The organism is Kribbella sp. CWNU-51 (assembly GCF_054073265.1).
Genome location: NZ_JBSXMZ010000002.1, coordinates 89272 through 105088 on the forward strand (window position 1 = coordinate 89272; position 15817 = coordinate 105088).

The 15817-nt window shown below is 68.6% G+C and carries 15 protein-coding genes; 8 read left to right on the forward strand and 7 right to left on the reverse strand.

Annotated elements, in window-relative coordinates; all coding sequences use genetic code 11:
• Nucleotides 1–139: 139 nt before the first annotated feature.
• A complete protein-coding gene (locus tag ACXC9Q_RS00465) occupies nucleotides 140–571 on the forward strand; it encodes a hypothetical protein (protein WP_457054454.1) in 432 nt (143 codons plus the stop codon).
• Here the strand turns inward: ACXC9Q_RS00465 and ACXC9Q_RS00470 are convergent.
• The gene (locus ACXC9Q_RS00470; protein WP_457054455.1) at nucleotides 531–1322 is read right to left on the reverse strand and encodes a phosphotransferase; all 792 of its coding nucleotides are present in this window, start codon (nucleotides 1320–1322) and stop codon (nucleotides 531–533) included. The two genes, ACXC9Q_RS00465 and ACXC9Q_RS00470, sit on opposite strands and share 41 nt — an antisense overlap.
• Before the next feature lie 6 nt (nucleotides 1323–1328).
• Nucleotides 1329–2288, reverse strand: coding sequence for a sugar-binding transcriptional regulator (locus ACXC9Q_RS00475; protein WP_457054456.1), 960 nt, complete (start codon nucleotides 2286–2288; stop codon nucleotides 1329–1331).
• A 200-nt stretch (nucleotides 2289–2488) separates the two neighbouring features.
• Here ACXC9Q_RS00475 and ACXC9Q_RS00480 point away from each other — a divergent pair, with 200 nt between their 5' ends.
• The 7 genes from ACXC9Q_RS00480 to ACXC9Q_RS00510 all read left to right on the forward strand — a co-directional run bounded on the left by ACXC9Q_RS00480 (nucleotide 2489) and on the right by ACXC9Q_RS00510 (nucleotide 10111).
• Nucleotides 2489–3865, forward strand: coding sequence for an ABC transporter substrate-binding protein (locus ACXC9Q_RS00480; protein WP_457054457.1), 1377 nt, complete (start codon nucleotides 2489–2491; stop codon nucleotides 3863–3865).
• 87 nt (nucleotides 3866–3952) lie between these two features.
• The gene (locus ACXC9Q_RS00485; protein ID WP_457054458.1) at nucleotides 3953–4936 is read left to right on the forward strand and encodes a carbohydrate ABC transporter permease; all 984 of its coding nucleotides are present in this window, start codon (nucleotides 3953–3955) and stop codon (nucleotides 4934–4936) included.
• A 107-nt stretch (nucleotides 4937–5043) separates the two neighbouring features.
• Nucleotides 5044–5826: a carbohydrate ABC transporter permease gene (locus ACXC9Q_RS00490; RefSeq protein ID WP_457054459.1), complete on the forward strand. Its 783-nt coding sequence runs from the start codon at nucleotides 5044–5046 to the stop codon at nucleotides 5824–5826.
• A gap of 5 nt (nucleotides 5827–5831) precedes the next feature.
• The gene (locus ACXC9Q_RS00495; protein WP_457054460.1) at nucleotides 5832–7304 is read left to right on the forward strand and encodes a mannitol dehydrogenase family protein; all 1473 of its coding nucleotides are present in this window, start codon (nucleotides 5832–5834) and stop codon (nucleotides 7302–7304) included.
• 10 nt (nucleotides 7305–7314) lie between these two features.
• Entirely contained in the window at nucleotides 7315–8739 is a 1425-nt protein-coding gene (xylB, locus tag ACXC9Q_RS00500; protein WP_457054461.1) for a xylulokinase, read from the forward strand.
• Between the two features lie 25 nt (nucleotides 8740–8764).
• Nucleotides 8765–9364: a uridine kinase family protein gene (locus ACXC9Q_RS00505; RefSeq protein WP_457054462.1), complete on the forward strand. Its 600-nt coding sequence runs from the start codon at nucleotides 8765–8767 to the stop codon at nucleotides 9362–9364.
• 84 nt (nucleotides 9365–9448) lie between these two features.
• Nucleotides 9449–10111 carry a hypothetical protein gene (locus tag ACXC9Q_RS00510; RefSeq protein ID WP_457054463.1) on the forward strand — a complete coding sequence of 221 codons (663 nt, stop codon included), beginning with the start codon at nucleotides 9449–9451 and terminating at the stop codon, nucleotides 10109–10111.
• A 2-nt stretch (nucleotides 10112–10113) separates the two neighbouring features.
• On the opposite strand, the gene ACXC9Q_RS00515 is transcribed toward ACXC9Q_RS00510, so the two are convergent.
• Genes ACXC9Q_RS00515 through ACXC9Q_RS00535 form a run of 5 tightly spaced genes read right to left on the reverse strand, consistent with a single transcriptional unit; the run spans nucleotide 10114 to nucleotide 15812 of the window.
• Nucleotides 10114–11388, reverse strand: a complete 1275-nt coding sequence (locus ACXC9Q_RS00515; RefSeq protein ID WP_457054464.1) for a thymidine phosphorylase — start codon at nucleotides 11386–11388, stop codon at nucleotides 10114–10116.
• On the reverse strand, nucleotides 11388–11795 hold the full coding sequence (locus ACXC9Q_RS00520; protein ID WP_457054465.1) for a cytidine deaminase: 408 nt from the start codon (nucleotides 11793–11795) through the stop codon (nucleotides 11388–11390). Before ACXC9Q_RS00520 ends, ACXC9Q_RS00515 begins: the two co-directional genes overlap by 1 nt.
• A complete protein-coding gene (locus tag ACXC9Q_RS00525) occupies nucleotides 11773–13062 on the reverse strand; it encodes an ABC transporter permease (RefSeq protein WP_457054466.1) in 1290 nt (429 codons plus the stop codon). The genes ACXC9Q_RS00520 and ACXC9Q_RS00525 overlap by 23 nt, the downstream gene beginning before the upstream one ends.
• Nucleotides 13059–14261, reverse strand: a complete 1203-nt coding sequence (locus ACXC9Q_RS00530; RefSeq protein WP_457054467.1) for an ABC transporter permease — start codon at nucleotides 14259–14261, stop codon at nucleotides 13059–13061. The genes ACXC9Q_RS00525 and ACXC9Q_RS00530 overlap by 4 nt, the downstream gene beginning before the upstream one ends.
• The gene (locus ACXC9Q_RS00535) at nucleotides 14262–15812 is read right to left on the reverse strand and encodes an ABC transporter ATP-binding protein (RefSeq protein ID WP_457054468.1); all 1551 of its coding nucleotides are present in this window, start codon (nucleotides 15810–15812) and stop codon (nucleotides 14262–14264) included.
• Nucleotides 15813–15817 lie beyond the last annotated feature (5 nt).

Consider the following 15817-nt stretch of genomic DNA (forward strand, 5'->3'; position numbering starts at 1 on the left):
GACACGGTGCACAAAGTCGCCAGCAGAGGGGGCAGCCGCGGCGGTCGCGGGCGCCGCGGCCGGCCGTCGGGCGTGGGTGGTAACGCTCGAGTGCGGTGGGCCGATAACCGGGCAGACCGCCCGATCACCTGGAGACCGCGTGCCGAAGTTGAAGCTGGGTGCTGTGGTCTACGGGCTCGTCGCTGTCGGTTTGGCCGTGGGTGTCGTCCTGACCCTTCGGCACTACGGCGCGTATGTCGAGGTCCACGGCGCACCACTTGCCGCAACGGTTGTCGTGCTCGCGGCAACGGCTTTGCTGTTGGCGGTCGGCGCGGTGACCCGGCGGGGCCTCGTCGCCGATGACGGACCGTGGATCTGCCGGCACGGCTGGATAGTGCTGTTCGGGTTGACCGCCGCTGGTTGGGTCGTTGCGTTTCTCGGCAACCAGGACGTCCCGATGTGGCCAACAGGCCCTGCCGCGTTCCTGCCCCACTTCATCCGCAGGCTGCAGGAGTCGTACTACGACGGTGTCGCCGAGGCGGAGCGCGGACTCAGAGCAGAGCCTGACGAAGTGCGTGGGCCTGGGTCTTGAACCAGTGGTTGGTTCGGTCGGTGAGTTCGGCTTCGCCGGTGGTCCAGCGTTGGCGGAACCACGGGTGGCCGGTCTCGGCGCCGCGGCGGACGTAGTCCATGCACCAGACGTGGTTGTGGGCGGCCGCGTCGACCAGGCGGAGGCGGTCGGATTCGGTCAGCCCGTAAGCGTCGGCGAAGCGTCGGAGGCGGGTCAGCGTGCGGCCTCGTCGTACGTCGGCGATGTCGGAGTCGGGCCGCAGCGGAGCCCACAGCCGGACTGCCGTGGCGACGTCCCACAGCGGCGACCCCGGGCCGGCCAGGTCGAAGTCGATCAGCGCGACCGCGACGCCGTCCCGGAAGACGACGTTGTCGAGGTTCGGGTCGTTGTGGCTGATCAGGCCGGAGACGTACGCCGACGGCACCGGCTCGGCCCATTCCAGCCCGGACGGGGTGAAGTCCGCGACCGCCAGGTGATACGAGCGCAGCAGCACAGCGACACTGTCGAGCGCCTCATCCGTCATCGACCACGCCGGGTACGGCGGGGTGACCGTCTCACCGGGGAGATACGACAACACCTCACGCCCCCGGGAGTCGATGCCCAGGAACGTCGGCGCACCGGTGAATCCGACCTGCTCCAGGTGCTGGAGCAGCGCGTGCGTCGCGGTGCTGCTGGCGCGCAACGGCCGACGGACGGTATCGCCGACCCGCACGACCATCCCACGGTTCGCGGTACCGCCGAGCAGCAGAGTCTCGACCTCGGAAGCGGGCATAGCGCGTCAGTGTGTCTCGTCCAGGAGCGCCTTCGCCAGGGGTGAGTGGGTAACGATCCCGTTGACCAGGCCGCTGCGCACCGCGGCCCGGACCGCCTCGACCTTCGCAAGGCCGTACGGAATCGCGATCACCTCGTCGATCTTGTGCATCTGCTCGGAATTGATCGCGATCACCCGGTCGGTGACCCGGCTCTGCACCGGTGCGCCGGCCGCGTCCACGAACACCCCGGAGATGTCCGCGACCACGCCGCACTTCAGCAATTGATCACAGGCCTTCGCGTCCATCGCGTCGTACAGCGTGGACTGCCCGGCCGCCCACGACCCGAGCCCGACCACGGCCTTCGTCACCGAGTCGAAGTGGGTGATCGCCTCGGCCACCTCCGGCTGCTGACGCAGGGCGCGAGCGGTGGCCGCATCCGGCACGACGAGCGGCGCGTAGAAGAGGTACGCCGGTCCGCCGGACAGCCGAGCGGTGTGCCGAACGAGCTCGACCGAGTTCGCCTCGACATCCGGACGAGTCAGCGCGCCGGTCAACTGCACGACCGGAACGGGAGCCAGGGTGGTCAACTGCTCGGTCATCGCGGTGACCGCCCGGGCCCACGCGAGCCCGAGAACGTCTTCTGCCGTGACGATCTCGGACAGAAGGTCGGCGGCGGCCTTGCCCAACTGGGTGCGCAGCGCGGCCTCGTCAGCTTCGGGGGTGTCGACCACGATCGCGCGGCGGAGACCGAGCGACTCCTGCAGCCGCGCGGACAGATCGAGGTCGATGGCGCCTGGGTGGCTGATCTCGATCCGCACCAGCCCGCTGCTGCGGGCCTGGTCGAGCAACCGGGCCACCTTGAAGCGGCTCAGCCGAAACTCCTCGGCAATCTCCACCTTCGATCGCCCGTCGACGTAGTACCGCCGCGCGATCGACGCCGTCAGGACGAGCTGCGCCGGACCGAAGGTGTTGGTGCTCGGCTCCATGCTGCCTCCACGATGTCCAGGCCTGCTCATATGAGCACGCCCCCGCCCTAGTGTTGCACAGACTCTTGACAAGGCGCTCGGGTAACAGTTGACTCATGTATGAGCAGCGTGATGCTCATCTGAGCGAGGACGAGCGAGGGAGCACCATGCCCGAGACGCGCGAGGCCTTCGTGAGAGATCAACATCAGGTGGAGGTAGCTATGCGCAGCAGGTTCACGAAGTTGAGGACGATCGCCGTGGCCCTGCCGGCGGCTGCTGGGCTGGCGCTGGCCGGCTGCGCCGGTGCCGGTGGTGGTGGCGATAGCGGCGGTGGCGGTGGCGGCGGTGACAAGTCCATCAACGTCCTCATGGTCGGCAACCCGCAGATGGTGGACATCCAGAAGCTCACCGCGGACAGCTTCACCAAGGACACCGGCATCAAGGTCAACTACACCGTCCTGCCCGAGAACGAGCTGCGTGACAAGGTGACGCAGGACGTTGCGACCGGGGCCGGTCAGTACGACATCGCCACCGTGGGCGCCTACGAGGTACCGATCTGGGCGAAGAACAACTGGCTGCACGAGCTCGGGTCCTACGCGGACGGCGACGCCAACTTCGACAAGGCCGACCTGCTCAAGCCGATGGTGCAGTCCCTGTCCGGTCAGGACGGCAAGCTCTACGGCCTGCCCTTCTACGGAGAGTCCTCGTTCCTCATGTACCGCAAGGACATCTTCGCGAGCAAGGGCATCACGATGCCCGAGCGTCCCACCTGGCAGCAGGTCGCCGACATGGCCGCGAAGGTCGACGGTGCGGCGCCCGGCATGAAGGGCATCTGTCTGCGCGGTCTGCCTGGGTGGGGCGAGCAGGGCGCCGCGCTGACCACGGTGGTCAACACCTTCGGCGGCACGTGGTTCACCAAGGACTGGCAGGCACAGGTGAACGCCCCGGAGTTCACCGAAGCGACCAACTTCTACGTCAACCTGCTCAAGGCACATGGCGAGCCGGGTGCCTCGCAGGCGGGCTTCACCGAGTGCCTGAACGCGATGAGCCAGAGCAAGGTCGCGATGTGGTACGACGCGACCTCGGCCGCCGGCTCGCTCGAGGACCCCAACGTCAGCAAGGTCGCCGGCAAGGTCGGCTACGTCTTCGCCCCCGTGAACAAGACCAAGGTCTCCGGGTGGCTGTGGACCTGGGCGTGGGTGATGCCGAAGACCACGAAGAAGGCTGACGACGCCGCGAAGTTCATGCTGTGGGCGTCGGGCAAGGACTACGAGAAGCTGGTGGGCCAGAAGCTCGGGTGGTCCCGTGTTCCGGCCGGGAAGCGGGCCAGCACCTACGAGAATCCGGACTACAAGAAGGCCTCTGCCGCCTTCGGAGAGATGACGCTGAAGTCGATCGAGGAGGTCGACCCGACCAACCCCGGCGTGCAGCCCCGGCCCACGATCGGCATCCAGTTCGTCGACATCCCGGAGTTCCAGGACCTCGGCACCAAGGTGACGCAGGACATCTCGGCGGCCATCGCCGGACGAGGCACGGTCGAGCAAGCGCTCTCGAAAGGTCAGAAGCTCGCCGAGGAAGTGGCGGGCAAGCAGAAGTAGTAGACCTGCCCGGGGCGGACCGCGCCATCCGGTCCGCCCCTAGCCCGGGACCTCCGTCATCGGTGAGGTCTCGCACCTGGAGGAACCATGACTGCTCTGGCCACAGAGGCGGCTACCACCACCCCGCCCACGACCCAGCCTCCCACCGCGCGCGACAGGTGGCGCCGTAGGGGGCCGCTGCTTCCCGCACTGATCTTCACCATCATCATCACCCAGATCCCGTTCGTGCTGACGATCGCCATCTCGACGCTCCACTGGAACATCCTGCAACCCGGCGAGAAGAACTTCCTGGGGCTTGGCAGCTACCAGTCGTTCGCCGGTCTGCACAACTATGCGACCGTCTTCAGCGATGCCCGGCTGAGGAACGCAGTCGTCAACACCGTCGTCCTGACCGCGTCGGTGGTGGTCATCAGTGTGCTGATCGGGCTCGGGCTCGCGATCCTGCTGGACAAGCGTTTCCCGGGACGCGGACTGGCGAGGACCCTGCTCATCGCACCGTTCCTGGTGATGCCGGTGGCGGCGGCGCTGCTGTGGAAGCACGCGTTGTACAACCCCGACTATGGCCTGTTCAACGGTGTCCTCAACTGGATCTGGCAACTCTTCGGCGCCGAGCAGGGGCCGACGATCGACTACGTGTCGCGCTGGCCGATGCCCTCGGTGATCGCGGCGCTCGTGTGGCAGTGGACGCCGTTCATGATGCTGATCCTGCTGGCCGGGCTCCAGTCGCAACCCGGCGACGTGCTCGAGGCCGCCAAGATCGACCGTGCCGGCAGCTTCCAGACCTTCCGTTTCATCACGCTGCCGCACCTTCGGCAGTACATCGAACTGTCCGCCCTGCTCGGCTCGATCTACGTCCTGCAGACGTTCGACGCCATCTACACGATCACGCAGGGTGGGCCCGGCTCCGCCACGACCAACCTGCCGTACGAGATCTACCTGACCACGTTCCGCAAGTACGAGTACGGCGAGTCCGCGGCAGCCGGCGTGGTGACGGTGATTGCCACCATCATCGTGGCCACCTTCGCCCTTCGCACCATCTCGTCCCTGTTCAAGGAGGAGATCTCCCGATGACCACCGTGGTGGACAAGCCTCAGACGAGCGGCCCGAGGACCGGCCGGCGCAGCCGGCGACGCGGGCGCCAGGCGGAACCGAGGAGATCGGGGTTTCCCTGGTGGGCAGTGGGCACCTGGATCGTCACGGTGATCTTCTTCCTGCCCGTTGCCTGGATGGTGCTCACCTCGTTTCACCACGAGGCCGACGCGGCAACGAACCCGCCGTCCGTGTTCGCCCCGATCACGTTCTCCAACTACGCCGATCTCTTCGACCGTGATATCGCTCCATACCTGATCAACTCGGCGACAGCCAGCATCCTGTCGACGATCCTGGTGCTGGTCCTGGCTGTCCCGGCGGCGTACGCGTTGTCGATCAGGCCGATCGAGAAGTGGACCGACGTACTCTTCTTCTTCCTGTCGACCAAGTTCCTGCCGCTCATCGCCGCGCTGCTGCCGATCTACCTGATCGTGAAGTACCTCGGGATGCTCGACAACATCTATACGCTGGTCATCCTCTACACGTCGATGAACCTGCCCATCTCGGTGTGGATGATGCGCTCCTTCCTGGCCGAGGTGCCCTTCGAGATCCTCGAGGCCGCGCAGGTGGACGGCGCGGGCTTCGTCCGCACCCTGGTCTCGATCATCGCGCCCATCACGATGCCGGGGATCGCGGCCACGAGTCTGATCTGTTTCATCTTCAGCTGGAACGAGTTCATGTTCGCCGTGAACCTCACCGCGGTGCGTGCCGCAACCTCCCCGATCTTCCTGGTCGGGTTCATCTCCAGCCAGGGCCTGTTCCTCGCCAAGCTCTGCGCGGCCGCGACACTCGTGTCGCTCCCGGTCCTCATCGCCGGCTTCGCGGCGCAGGACAAACTCGTCCGCGGACTGTCGCTGGGAGCGGTAAAGTGACCCAGATGCTCTCCGTGACCACGCTAGGTGCCCTGAGCAACGAGGTGGATGTCCCCTCGTACGACCGTACGGCGGTCAGCCCCGGCATCGTGCACTTCGGGGTCGGCGGCTTCCACCGGGCCCACCAGGCGATGTACCTCGACCGGTTGATGAACGACGGCAAGGCGCTGGACTGGGGCATCGTCGGCGTCGGCGTACTCCCGCAGGACAAGCGGATGTACGACGTTCTGGAGGCGCAGGACCACCTGTACACACTGGTGATCAAGCACCCGGACGGGACCCTCGAGCCGCGGGTGATCGGGTCGATCGTCGACTACCTGTTCGCGCCGGACGACCCGTCCGCCGTCCTGGACCGGCTCGTCGACCCGGCCACCCGGATCGTGTCGCTGACGATCACCGAGGGCGGGTACAACGTGAACCAGGTGACCGGTGAGCTCGACACCTCCGATCCCGGGCTCACCGCCGATCTCGTCCCCGGCGCCCTGCCGGTCAGTGTCTTCGGGTTCATCGTCGAGGCGCTGACCCGGCGGCGGGCGGCCGGGATCCCGCCGTTCACGGTGATGTCCTGCGACAACATCCCCGGCAACGGTCACGTCGCGCGGAAGATGCTGGCCGGCTTCGCCCGGCTGAAGGACCCGGACATCGCCGACTTCCTCGAGACCGAGGTGCGGTTCCCGAACTGCATGGTCGACCGGATCACGCCGGTGACCACCGATGCCGACCGGTCCGCGCTGGCCGAGCGCTTCGGCGTGGAGGACGGCTGGCCGGTGGTGTGCGAGCCGTTCACGCAGTGGGTGCTGGAGGATGACTTCGGCGGTGATCGGCCTCCGTACGAGGATGTCGGCGTACAGATCGTCGGCGACGTCGAGCCGTACGAGCTGATGAAGCTGCGGCTGCTGAACGCGAGCCACCAGGCGCTGTGCTACCTCGGGTATCTGGCCGGCTACCGGTACGCGCACGACGTGTGCCAGGACAAGCTCTTCGTCGACTTCCTGATCGGTTACATGGATGACGAGGGGACGCCGACGCTGCCGCCGGTCCCCGGGGTGGACCTCGACCGCTACAAGCACCAGCTGATCGAGCGGTTCGCGAACCCCGAGGTCCGTGACACCCTCGCGCGACTGTGCGCCGAGAGCTCGGACCGGATCCCGAAGTGGCTGCTCCCGGTGGTCCGTGAGCAACTGGCGGCCGGGCGAGAGATCAAGCGCTCGGTCCTGGTGGTCGCGTCCTGGGCCCGGTACGCCGAAGCCGTCGACGAGGACGGGCAGTCGATCGAAGTGGTGGACCGGTTGCGCGACAGGCTGGTGGAGCGGGCGCAGCACAATCGCGAGGACCCGCTGATGTTCATCTCCGACCCGGATCTCTTCGGTGACCTCGCCTCCGACGATCGGTTCGTCACGCGGTACGAGGCCGCCCTCCGGTCGCTCCACGAGATCGGCGCCCGCGCCACTCTCGAAGCGATCCAGACACGGCCTTAGTCTGGGAGCCATGACTGAGCAGAGACTGGTGGCCGGTGTGGACTGCTCCACCCAGGCGACCAAGGTCGTCGTATGCGATGCCGAGACCGGAGCCGTACTGCGGGAAGGCCGGGCACCGCACCCGGACGGGACCCAGGTGGACCCGGCCGAGTGGTGGAAGGCGTGGGAGATCGCGTCCGACGGACTGCTCGACGGGGTCGAGGCGATCTCGGTCGGCGGCCAGCAGCACGGCATGGTCCTGCTGGACGAGGCCGGCGAGGTCGTCCACCCGGCGGTGCTGTGGAACGACACCAGCTCGGCGGACGCGACGGTCGAGCTCGTCGACGAGCTCGGTGGCCCGGGCGCGTGGGCCGAGGCGGTCGGTTCGGTGCCGGTGCCTTCGTTCACCGTGACCAAGTTGCGGTGGGTGCGTGACAAGGAGGCGGCTGCCCGCGCGGCGGCCGTCGTACTGCCGCACGACTGGATGACGCAGCGGCTGGCGGCCGATCGGCACGGCATCGAGGGCATCACCACCGACCGCGGCGACGCGTCCGGGACCGGCTGGTGGTCCCCGGCCACGAACAGCTACCGGCCCGACCTCCTCGAGCTCGCCTTCGGCCGGCAGCTCGCCCTGCCGCGCGTCGCCGGCCCGGCCGAGATCGTCGGCCGGACCGCTTTCGGTGCGGCCATCGCGGCGGGCACCGGAGACAACGCGGCCGCCGCACTCGGTCTCGATCTGCAGCCAGGTGATGTGGCCGTCTCCCTCGGCACCAGTGGTACGGCGTTCGCCCGGTCGGCGCACCCGACCGCCGACCCGACCGGCCTGGTGGCCGGCTTCGCCGACGCCACCGGCAAGTACCTGCCGCTGGTCTGCACCCTGAACGCCGCTCGGGTGCTGTCCGCCACCGCGGAGCTTCTCGGCCTCGACCTCGATGCCTTCAACGACGCCGCCCTGGCCTCTCCCGGGAGCGACGGTCTGGTCCTGCTGCCCTACCTCGACGGTGAGCGCACCCCCGACCTGCCCCACTCGACCGGCCTGCTCTACGGCCTCACCCGCGCCACGATGCAACCCGCGACGATGGCCCGCGCTGCCGTCGAAGGTCTGCTCTGCGGTCTGGCCGACGCCGTCGACGCGCTCCGGGCGCAGGGACTTCCCGTCCAGCGGGTCCTCCTGCTCGGCGGGGCAGCCAAGTCACGTGCTGTCCAGGCGCTCGCTCCGGCGCTGCTCGGGGCCGAGGTCACGCTCCCTGAGCCGGCCGAGTACGTCGCCTTGGGCGCCGCCCGGCAGGCCGCGTGGGCACTCTCCGGGGCGGACACCCCGCCGACCTGGCAGGTTCCGGTCGGCAAGCCCGAGCCCTCGGCCATGACGGACGCCGAGGCTGCCCGGGTCCGCGCCCTGTACGAGCAGGTCCTGACCAACACCCGGCCCTTGCTGTCGGCGCCGTACAACCAGTAGCCGGAGCGAGTGTCAGAATGCTCCGGTGAGTTCACGGGTGGTGTTGCTGGCCGGGCCGTCGGGGGCGGGGAAGTCCCGGCTGGCCGAGCAGGTGGCCCTGCCCGTGGTCCGGCTGGACGACTTCTACCGCGACGGCGACGACAAGGCGATGCCGCGCTCACCGCTCGGCATCGTGGACTGGGACGACCCGCGCTCGTGGGACGGTGACCGCGCCGTCGCCGCGCTCGAGCAGCTGTGTACGACGGGCACCGCGGAGCTGCCGATCTACGACATCGCCGCCGACGGCACGGTCGGTCACCGGCCGGTCACCACCGCGGGATCCCCACTGATCGTTGCTGAGGGCATCTTCGCCGACCAGATCGCCGGTGCGCTGCGCGAGCGCGGCCTGCTCGCCGCCGCCATCTGCGTCCGGCACCACCGCCTGGTCACCTTCGTCCGGCGGTTCCAGCGCGATCTGCGCGAACACCGCAAGCCGCCGCTGACGCTGCTCCGGCGCGGTCTGCTGCTGCTCCGCGACGATCCGCAGGTGGTCCGCCGCTGCGTCGAGGCCGGCTGCGAACCCCTGCACCCCAAGGCCGCCCGCCGCCGGATAGAGACGCTTCTCACGGAGGCTCGCTCGCACTAGTTTATCTGGTGTTCACCTTGCCCTGATGGCATCTGGCTCGGAATCATCTGATGCTCTCGGGGCGTAGCCGGACGGAGAGGACTCGTGACGCGGACCGCACCAGGTGTTGCCGCTGTAGTGACCGCGCTTTTGCTCGGCGTGACTGGGTGCGGGAATCATTCCAACTCCTCGACCGGTTCGCTGCAGAGTCCCGCCGCGAAGACGTCGGCCCTCGCGGCCCCGACGGACAAGAAGCCGAAGGGCACGCTGGCCGGCTTGGTCGTGCTTCCGCGCGGATACGTCGACGACACCCAGAACTCCACCGGCCCGTTCACCGCGACCGCCTTCCTGGCCAGCTGGTCCGCCGATCCCGCGACCGACCGGGCATTGTTGCTCAACGCCGCCTTCACCGACGGCTACCGCGCGACCCGGCTCAGCCCGGACAAGAAGAAGCGGTTCACCCTGCAACTGTTCAAGACTGGCTCCGCGGCCAAGGCGAGAGTCCTGCAGCGAGGCTTCTGGAGCCAGGAGACCCACGAGCGCTCGTTCGACGTACCGGATGCGCTCAGCGACGCCCGCGTCGCGTACGACGGCGGTCTCGACCAGTCCGTGGCCATCGCCGAGGTCAGCTTCGTCGCCGGCGCCCTGGTCGCCGAGCTCAGCGTCCAGCAGACCGGTGCCCTCGGCACCGACCTCCGGCCGGACACCGGCCTGCTCACGAGCCTCGCCAGGGAGCAGCGCGCCCGCCTCACGGCCACCTCGAGCTGAGCTCAGCCGATCCGCTCGATCACCAACGGCCCCTGCTCGTACGCCGTTGACACCTCGACGGCATCGGTCAACGCGTCGAGGGCTCGCTCGAAGCGGGCCGAGTCATCCGCGTGCAGAGTGAGCAACGGCTGCCCCTCCCGTACCTCGTCGCCCGGCTTGGCGTGCAACTCGACGCCCGCGACGGCGGACACCGGGTCCTCCTTACGAGCCCGGCCGGCGCCGAGGCGCCAGGCCGCGATACCGACCGCGAGCGCGTCCAGCTTCGAGAGCACTCCGGAGGCAGGGGCCGGTACGACGTGCTGCTCGGGGGCGACCGGGAGTTCGGCGGACGGGTCGCCGCCCTGGGCCGCGATCATCGTGCGCCAGACGTCCATCGCTGTACCGTCGCGAAGCTTCTCGGCCGGATCTACGTCGGTGACGCCCGCCGCGGCGAGCATCTCGGTGGCCAGGGCCAGGGTCAGCTCGACCACGTCGGCCGGACCGCCGCCGGCCAGAACCTCGACCGACTCGCGGACCTCCAGCGCGTTCCCGGCGGTCAGGCCGAGTGGAACTGACATGTCGGTGAGCAAGGCAACGGTCTTCACGCCAGCGTCGGTGCCCAGGGCAACCATGGTCTCGGCGAGCTCCCGCGCGTCGGCCAGATCCTTCATGAACGCGCCGGAGCCGACCTTCACGTCCAGCACCAACGCGCCCGTACCCTCGGCGATCTTCTTGCTCATGATCGAGCTGGCGATCAGTGGGATCGCCTCGACCGTCCCGGTCACGTCCCGGAGCGCGTAGAGCTTCTTGTCGGCGGGCGCGAGGCCGTCCCCGGCCGCGCAGATCACCGCGCCGACCTCGTCCAGCTGGCGCATCAGCTCGTCGTTCGAGAGCGCGGCCCGCCAGCCGGGGATCGACTCGAGCTTGTCCAGCGTGCCGCCGGTGTGACCGAGGCCGCGACCGGACAGCTGCGGCACCGCGACGCCGCACGCGGCGACCAAAGGGGCCAGCGGCAACGTGATCTTGTCGCCGACACCGCCGGTCGAGTGCTTGTCGGCGGTCGGCCGGGACAGCTTGCCGAAATCCATCCGCTCGCCGGACGCGATCATCGCCGCGGTCCAGCGGGCGATCTCGCGACGGTTCATCCCGTTCAGCAGGATCGCCATCGCCAGTGCCGACATCTGCTCGTCCGCGACGTCGCCGCGGGTGTACGCGTCGATCACCCAGTCGATCTGGCCGTCGCTCAGCTCGCCCCGGTCCCGCTTGGTGCGGATCACGTCGACAGCGTCGAAGCTCATCAGTTCTCCAGATCGTCCGGCCCGAACGCGTCGGGCAACAACTCACGCAGCGGCCGCGGTCCGGTCGGCGTCTCGAGCAGGAGGCCGGGCCCACCGTTCTCGTGCAGCAACTGCCGGCAGCGCCCGCACGGCGTCAGCAGATCACCGTGCCGATCCACACAGCTGAACGCGACCAGCCGCCCACCCCCGGAGCGGTGCAGCTCGGACACCAATCCGCATTCCGCACACAGGGTCAACCCGTACGACGCGTTCTCTACGTTGCACCCGGCAACGATTCGGCCGTCGTCGACCAGCGCCGCGGCCCCTACCGCGAACCCGGAGTACGGTGCGTAGGCGCAGCCCATCACCTCGACGGCGACGGCGCGCAACGCTTCCCAGTCGATCTCATTCGGTGACGTAGGGCTCACCATCCGCCTTCGGGGCTCTGACGCGGCCGACGAGGCCGGCGACCGCGATGATCGTCGCGAGGTACGGCGCCATCAGCAGCAGCTCGCCCGGGATCGGGGTCTGGATGATCTGCAGCTGGGACTGCAACTGCGTGGCGAAGCCGAAGAACAGCGCCGCGACCATCGCGCCGATCGGGTGCCAGCGGCCCATGATCAGCGCGGCCAGCGCGATGAACCCGTTGCCTGCGGTCATCTCCTTGCTGAACGAACCGGCGTACCCGACCGTGAAGAAGGCACCGCCGAGCCCGGCCAGCACGCCGCCCCAGAGGACCGCGGAGTACCGGACCCGCTTGACCTTGATGCCGACCGTGTCCGCGGCCTTCGGGTGCTCGCCGACCGCACGGACCCGCAGGCCCCATCGGGTCTGGAACAGCACGAAGGTGACCACCGCGACCGCGAGGTAGGTCAGGTAGACCAGTATGGTCTGGTTGAACAGGATCGGCCCGATGAACGGGATGTCGCCCAGACCGGGGATCTTGATCGCGGACAGCACGGTCGGCGTGTTCAGCTTCTCCGCGTTCGACTGCAGGAACTGGTCGAACAGATAGCCGGTGATACCGGTCGCGAACACCACCAGGACGACGCCGAGCACGACCTGGTTGACCAGGTACTTGATCGAGAACACCGCGAGCAGCCAGGCCATCACCACGCCGGTCACGGCCGCCGCGATCAACGCCAGCGCGGCGCTGTTCGTCGTACTCGAGACCACCGCGGCCGTGAACGCGCCGACCAGGAACTGGCCCTCGATGGCGATGTTGATGACACCGGAGCGCTCACACAGCACACCGCTGAGCGCGCCGAGGATCAGCGGGGTCGCGAAATTCAGCGTGCCCTGGAACTGGTTGGCCAGCGGGAACGTCTTGCCCGCGGCGGCCCAGCACAGGAACGAGCCGATGAAGCAGATCCCGAGCAGAGCGGCCAGGTACCCGGAGTACGACTGCGGGACGCGGCGCAGCAGGTACGCGCCGGCGGCGATCACACCGAGGATGCCGAGCACCAGCGCGGCGAACTGCGCGGGAATCCCGAGCAGGTTGTGCTGCAGGTCGCCGGAGGTCAGCTGGAACGTCGCCTTGCCGCCCTTGGTGAAGATCGCCAGGCCGAGCCCGATCAGCGCGAACACCACCATCAGGCCCCCGACGCGCAACCGCCGGGTTCGTTCGGCCGGCGCCTCGATGACCTGAGGCTTGGCCGGCGCCGCGGGTACGGCGTCGGGTGTGGTCTCGCTCATCCGTTCCAGCCTTTCGCGAGGACGGGACCTGTTCCGCGTTCCTTCGGCAGGAACCGGAAGATCGAGCGCACCAGCGCCGGAGCCGCGACGAACAGCACGATCACGGCCTGCAGCACCGTGGTCAGGGTCAGCGGGGTCTGCGTGATCAGCTGCATCTGCAGACCGCCCGCGTTCAGCGCGCCGAAGAGCAGACCCGCCAGCACGGTGCCGACCGGCGTACCGCGACCGAGCAGCGCGACCGTGATCGCGTCGAACCCGATCGACGCCGCGACGCCGTCGGTCAGCGGCAGGTCGGTGCCCAGCACCTGCTGGGTGCCGGCCAGACCGGCCAGCGCGCCGGCCACGACCATCGCGACGATGTACGCGCGGCCCACCGACATCCCCGCGGTCCGGGAGGCGTCCGGGTTCGAGCCCACGGCCCGCAGTTCGAAGCCGATGGTGGACCGGTTGAGCAGCCACCAGACGAAGACCGCGGCGAGCACCGACAGGATGAAGCCGCCGTGCAACCGGGTGTCGCCGAACTGCGGGTACTGCGCGTTGTGGTCGACGATCGGCGAGATCGGGTCGGTCCGTCCCGGCCGCCGGAAGGCCGTGGTGGTGAGCAGCCAGGCGAGCAGATAGATGGCGACGTAGTTGAGCATGATCGTCACGATCACCTCGTGCGCCCCGGTCCGGGCTTTCAGCAGGCCGACGACACCGCCCCAGAGCGCGCCGCCGAGGAGACCGGCGATGATCGCCACGATGAGGTGCAGGACGGGCGGCAGATGCCAGGCGAAACCGACGTACGCGGCGAGGATCGCGCCCATGATCAGCTGGCCCTGGGCACCGATGTTGAACAGGCCGGTGCGGAACGCCAGCGAGACCGCCAGGCCGCCGCAGATCAGTGGTGTTGCCTGGGTCAACGATTCGCTGATCGGGGTGATCCCACCCAGCGCGCCGAGGGCGAGGGCCTTGTAGGCCTCGCCGACCGCGGACGCGGCCGCGGTGACCGTGTCCATCGGCGCGGCACCGAAGTACCCGACGGCCGCCTTCACGCCCTCGTCACCGATGATGATCAGCACGGCGCCGACGATCAGCGCCAGCACGATCGCGCTCAGCGAGACCAGCGCCTGGACCGCCCAGTTGGGCAGGCCGGAGAGCCGCTCCTTCGTGGCGGGTGCCGGCGCCGGGGCCGGCTCGGTGGTGGTGTCAGTGCTCATCTAGATGGTTCCCAACGTGGTCGGGTTCTCGATCGCTACGTCGTGCGCCTCGGACCTGGAGGCGCCGGCCATCATCAGGCCGAGTTCGTCGCGCGGGGTGTCGGCCGGTACGACGCCGACCACCTTGCCGCGGTACATCACCGCGACCCGGTCGGTGAGCGAGGCGATCTCGTCCAGCTCGGTGGACACGATCAGGACCGCGGTGCCGTTGTCGCGCTCCTTGACGATCCGGGCGTGCAGGAACTCGATCGACCCCACGTCCACCCCACGGGTCGGCTGCGACGCGACCAGCAGCTTCACCGGCCGGGACAGCTCACGCGCCAGCACCACCTTCTGCTGGTTGCCGCCCGACAGCGACGAGACCGGCAGGTCGATGCCCTGGGTGCGGATGTCGAACTCCTCCACCCGGGCCTGCGCGTTGCTGGCGATCTCGTCGGTCCGCAGGGCCAGCCCGTTGCCGAACGGCGCCTTGCGGAACATGTCGAGGACCAGGTTCTCGGCGACCGTGAACGAGCCGACGAAGCCGTCGTGCGCGCGGTCCTCGGGCACGTAGCCGATCCCGGCGTCCAGCCGCTGTCTCGTCGTCCGCCCGGTCAGATCCACCCCGTCCAGCGAGATCTTGCCGGCCGCGATCTCGGTCAGCCCCAGCAGCGCCTCGGCGAGCTCGGTCTGGCCGTTGCCCTGGACGCCGGCCACGGCGAGGATCTCGCCGGCGCGCACCTCGAGGCTGACGTCGTCGACCGCGGTGAAGCCACGCTCGTCGATCACGGTCAGGCCCTCGACCCGCAGGACGACCTCCTGCGGCTGGGCCGGCGCCTTGTCGACCACCAGATCGACCGCGCGGCCGACCATCAGCTCGGCGAGTTGCTCCTCGGTCTCGGACGGCTCGGCCTGGCCGACCACCTTGCCGCGGCGGATCACGGTGATCTTGTCCGCGATCGCCTTCACCTCTTTGAGCTTGTGGGTGATGAAGACGATCGACGTGCCGTTCTCCTTGAGCTGGCGCATCACGCCGATCAGCTCGTCGATCTCGGCCGGAGTGAGCACCGCGGTCGGTTCGTCCAGGATCAGCACGCTGGCTTCGTTGGCGAGCGCCTTGATGATCTCCACCCGCTGCTGCACGCCGACCGGGATGTCCTCGACCAGCGCCTCGGGGTCGACCTCGAACCCGTACCGGTCGGACAGCTCGGTGACGAGCGCGTGCGCCTTCTTCCGGTCCAGGACGCCGCCGGCGTGGGTGTTCTCCCGGCCGAGCATGATGTTCTCGGCGACGGTGAACACCGGGACCAGCATGAAGTGCTGGTGCACCATGCCGATCCCGTGCTTGATCGCATCGCTCGGCGAGGTGATCCGGACCTTCTCGCCGTCGATCACGATCTCGCCCGAGTCGGGCTGCAGCAGCCCGTAGAGCATGTTCATCAGCGTGCTCTTGCCGGCACCGTTCTCACCGAGCAGACAATGGATCTCGCCCGGTTCGATGACGAGATCGATGTGGTCGTTGGCGACCAGCGAGCCGAAGCTCTTGGTCAGGCCGGACAGCTCCAGGTGCATGCGGG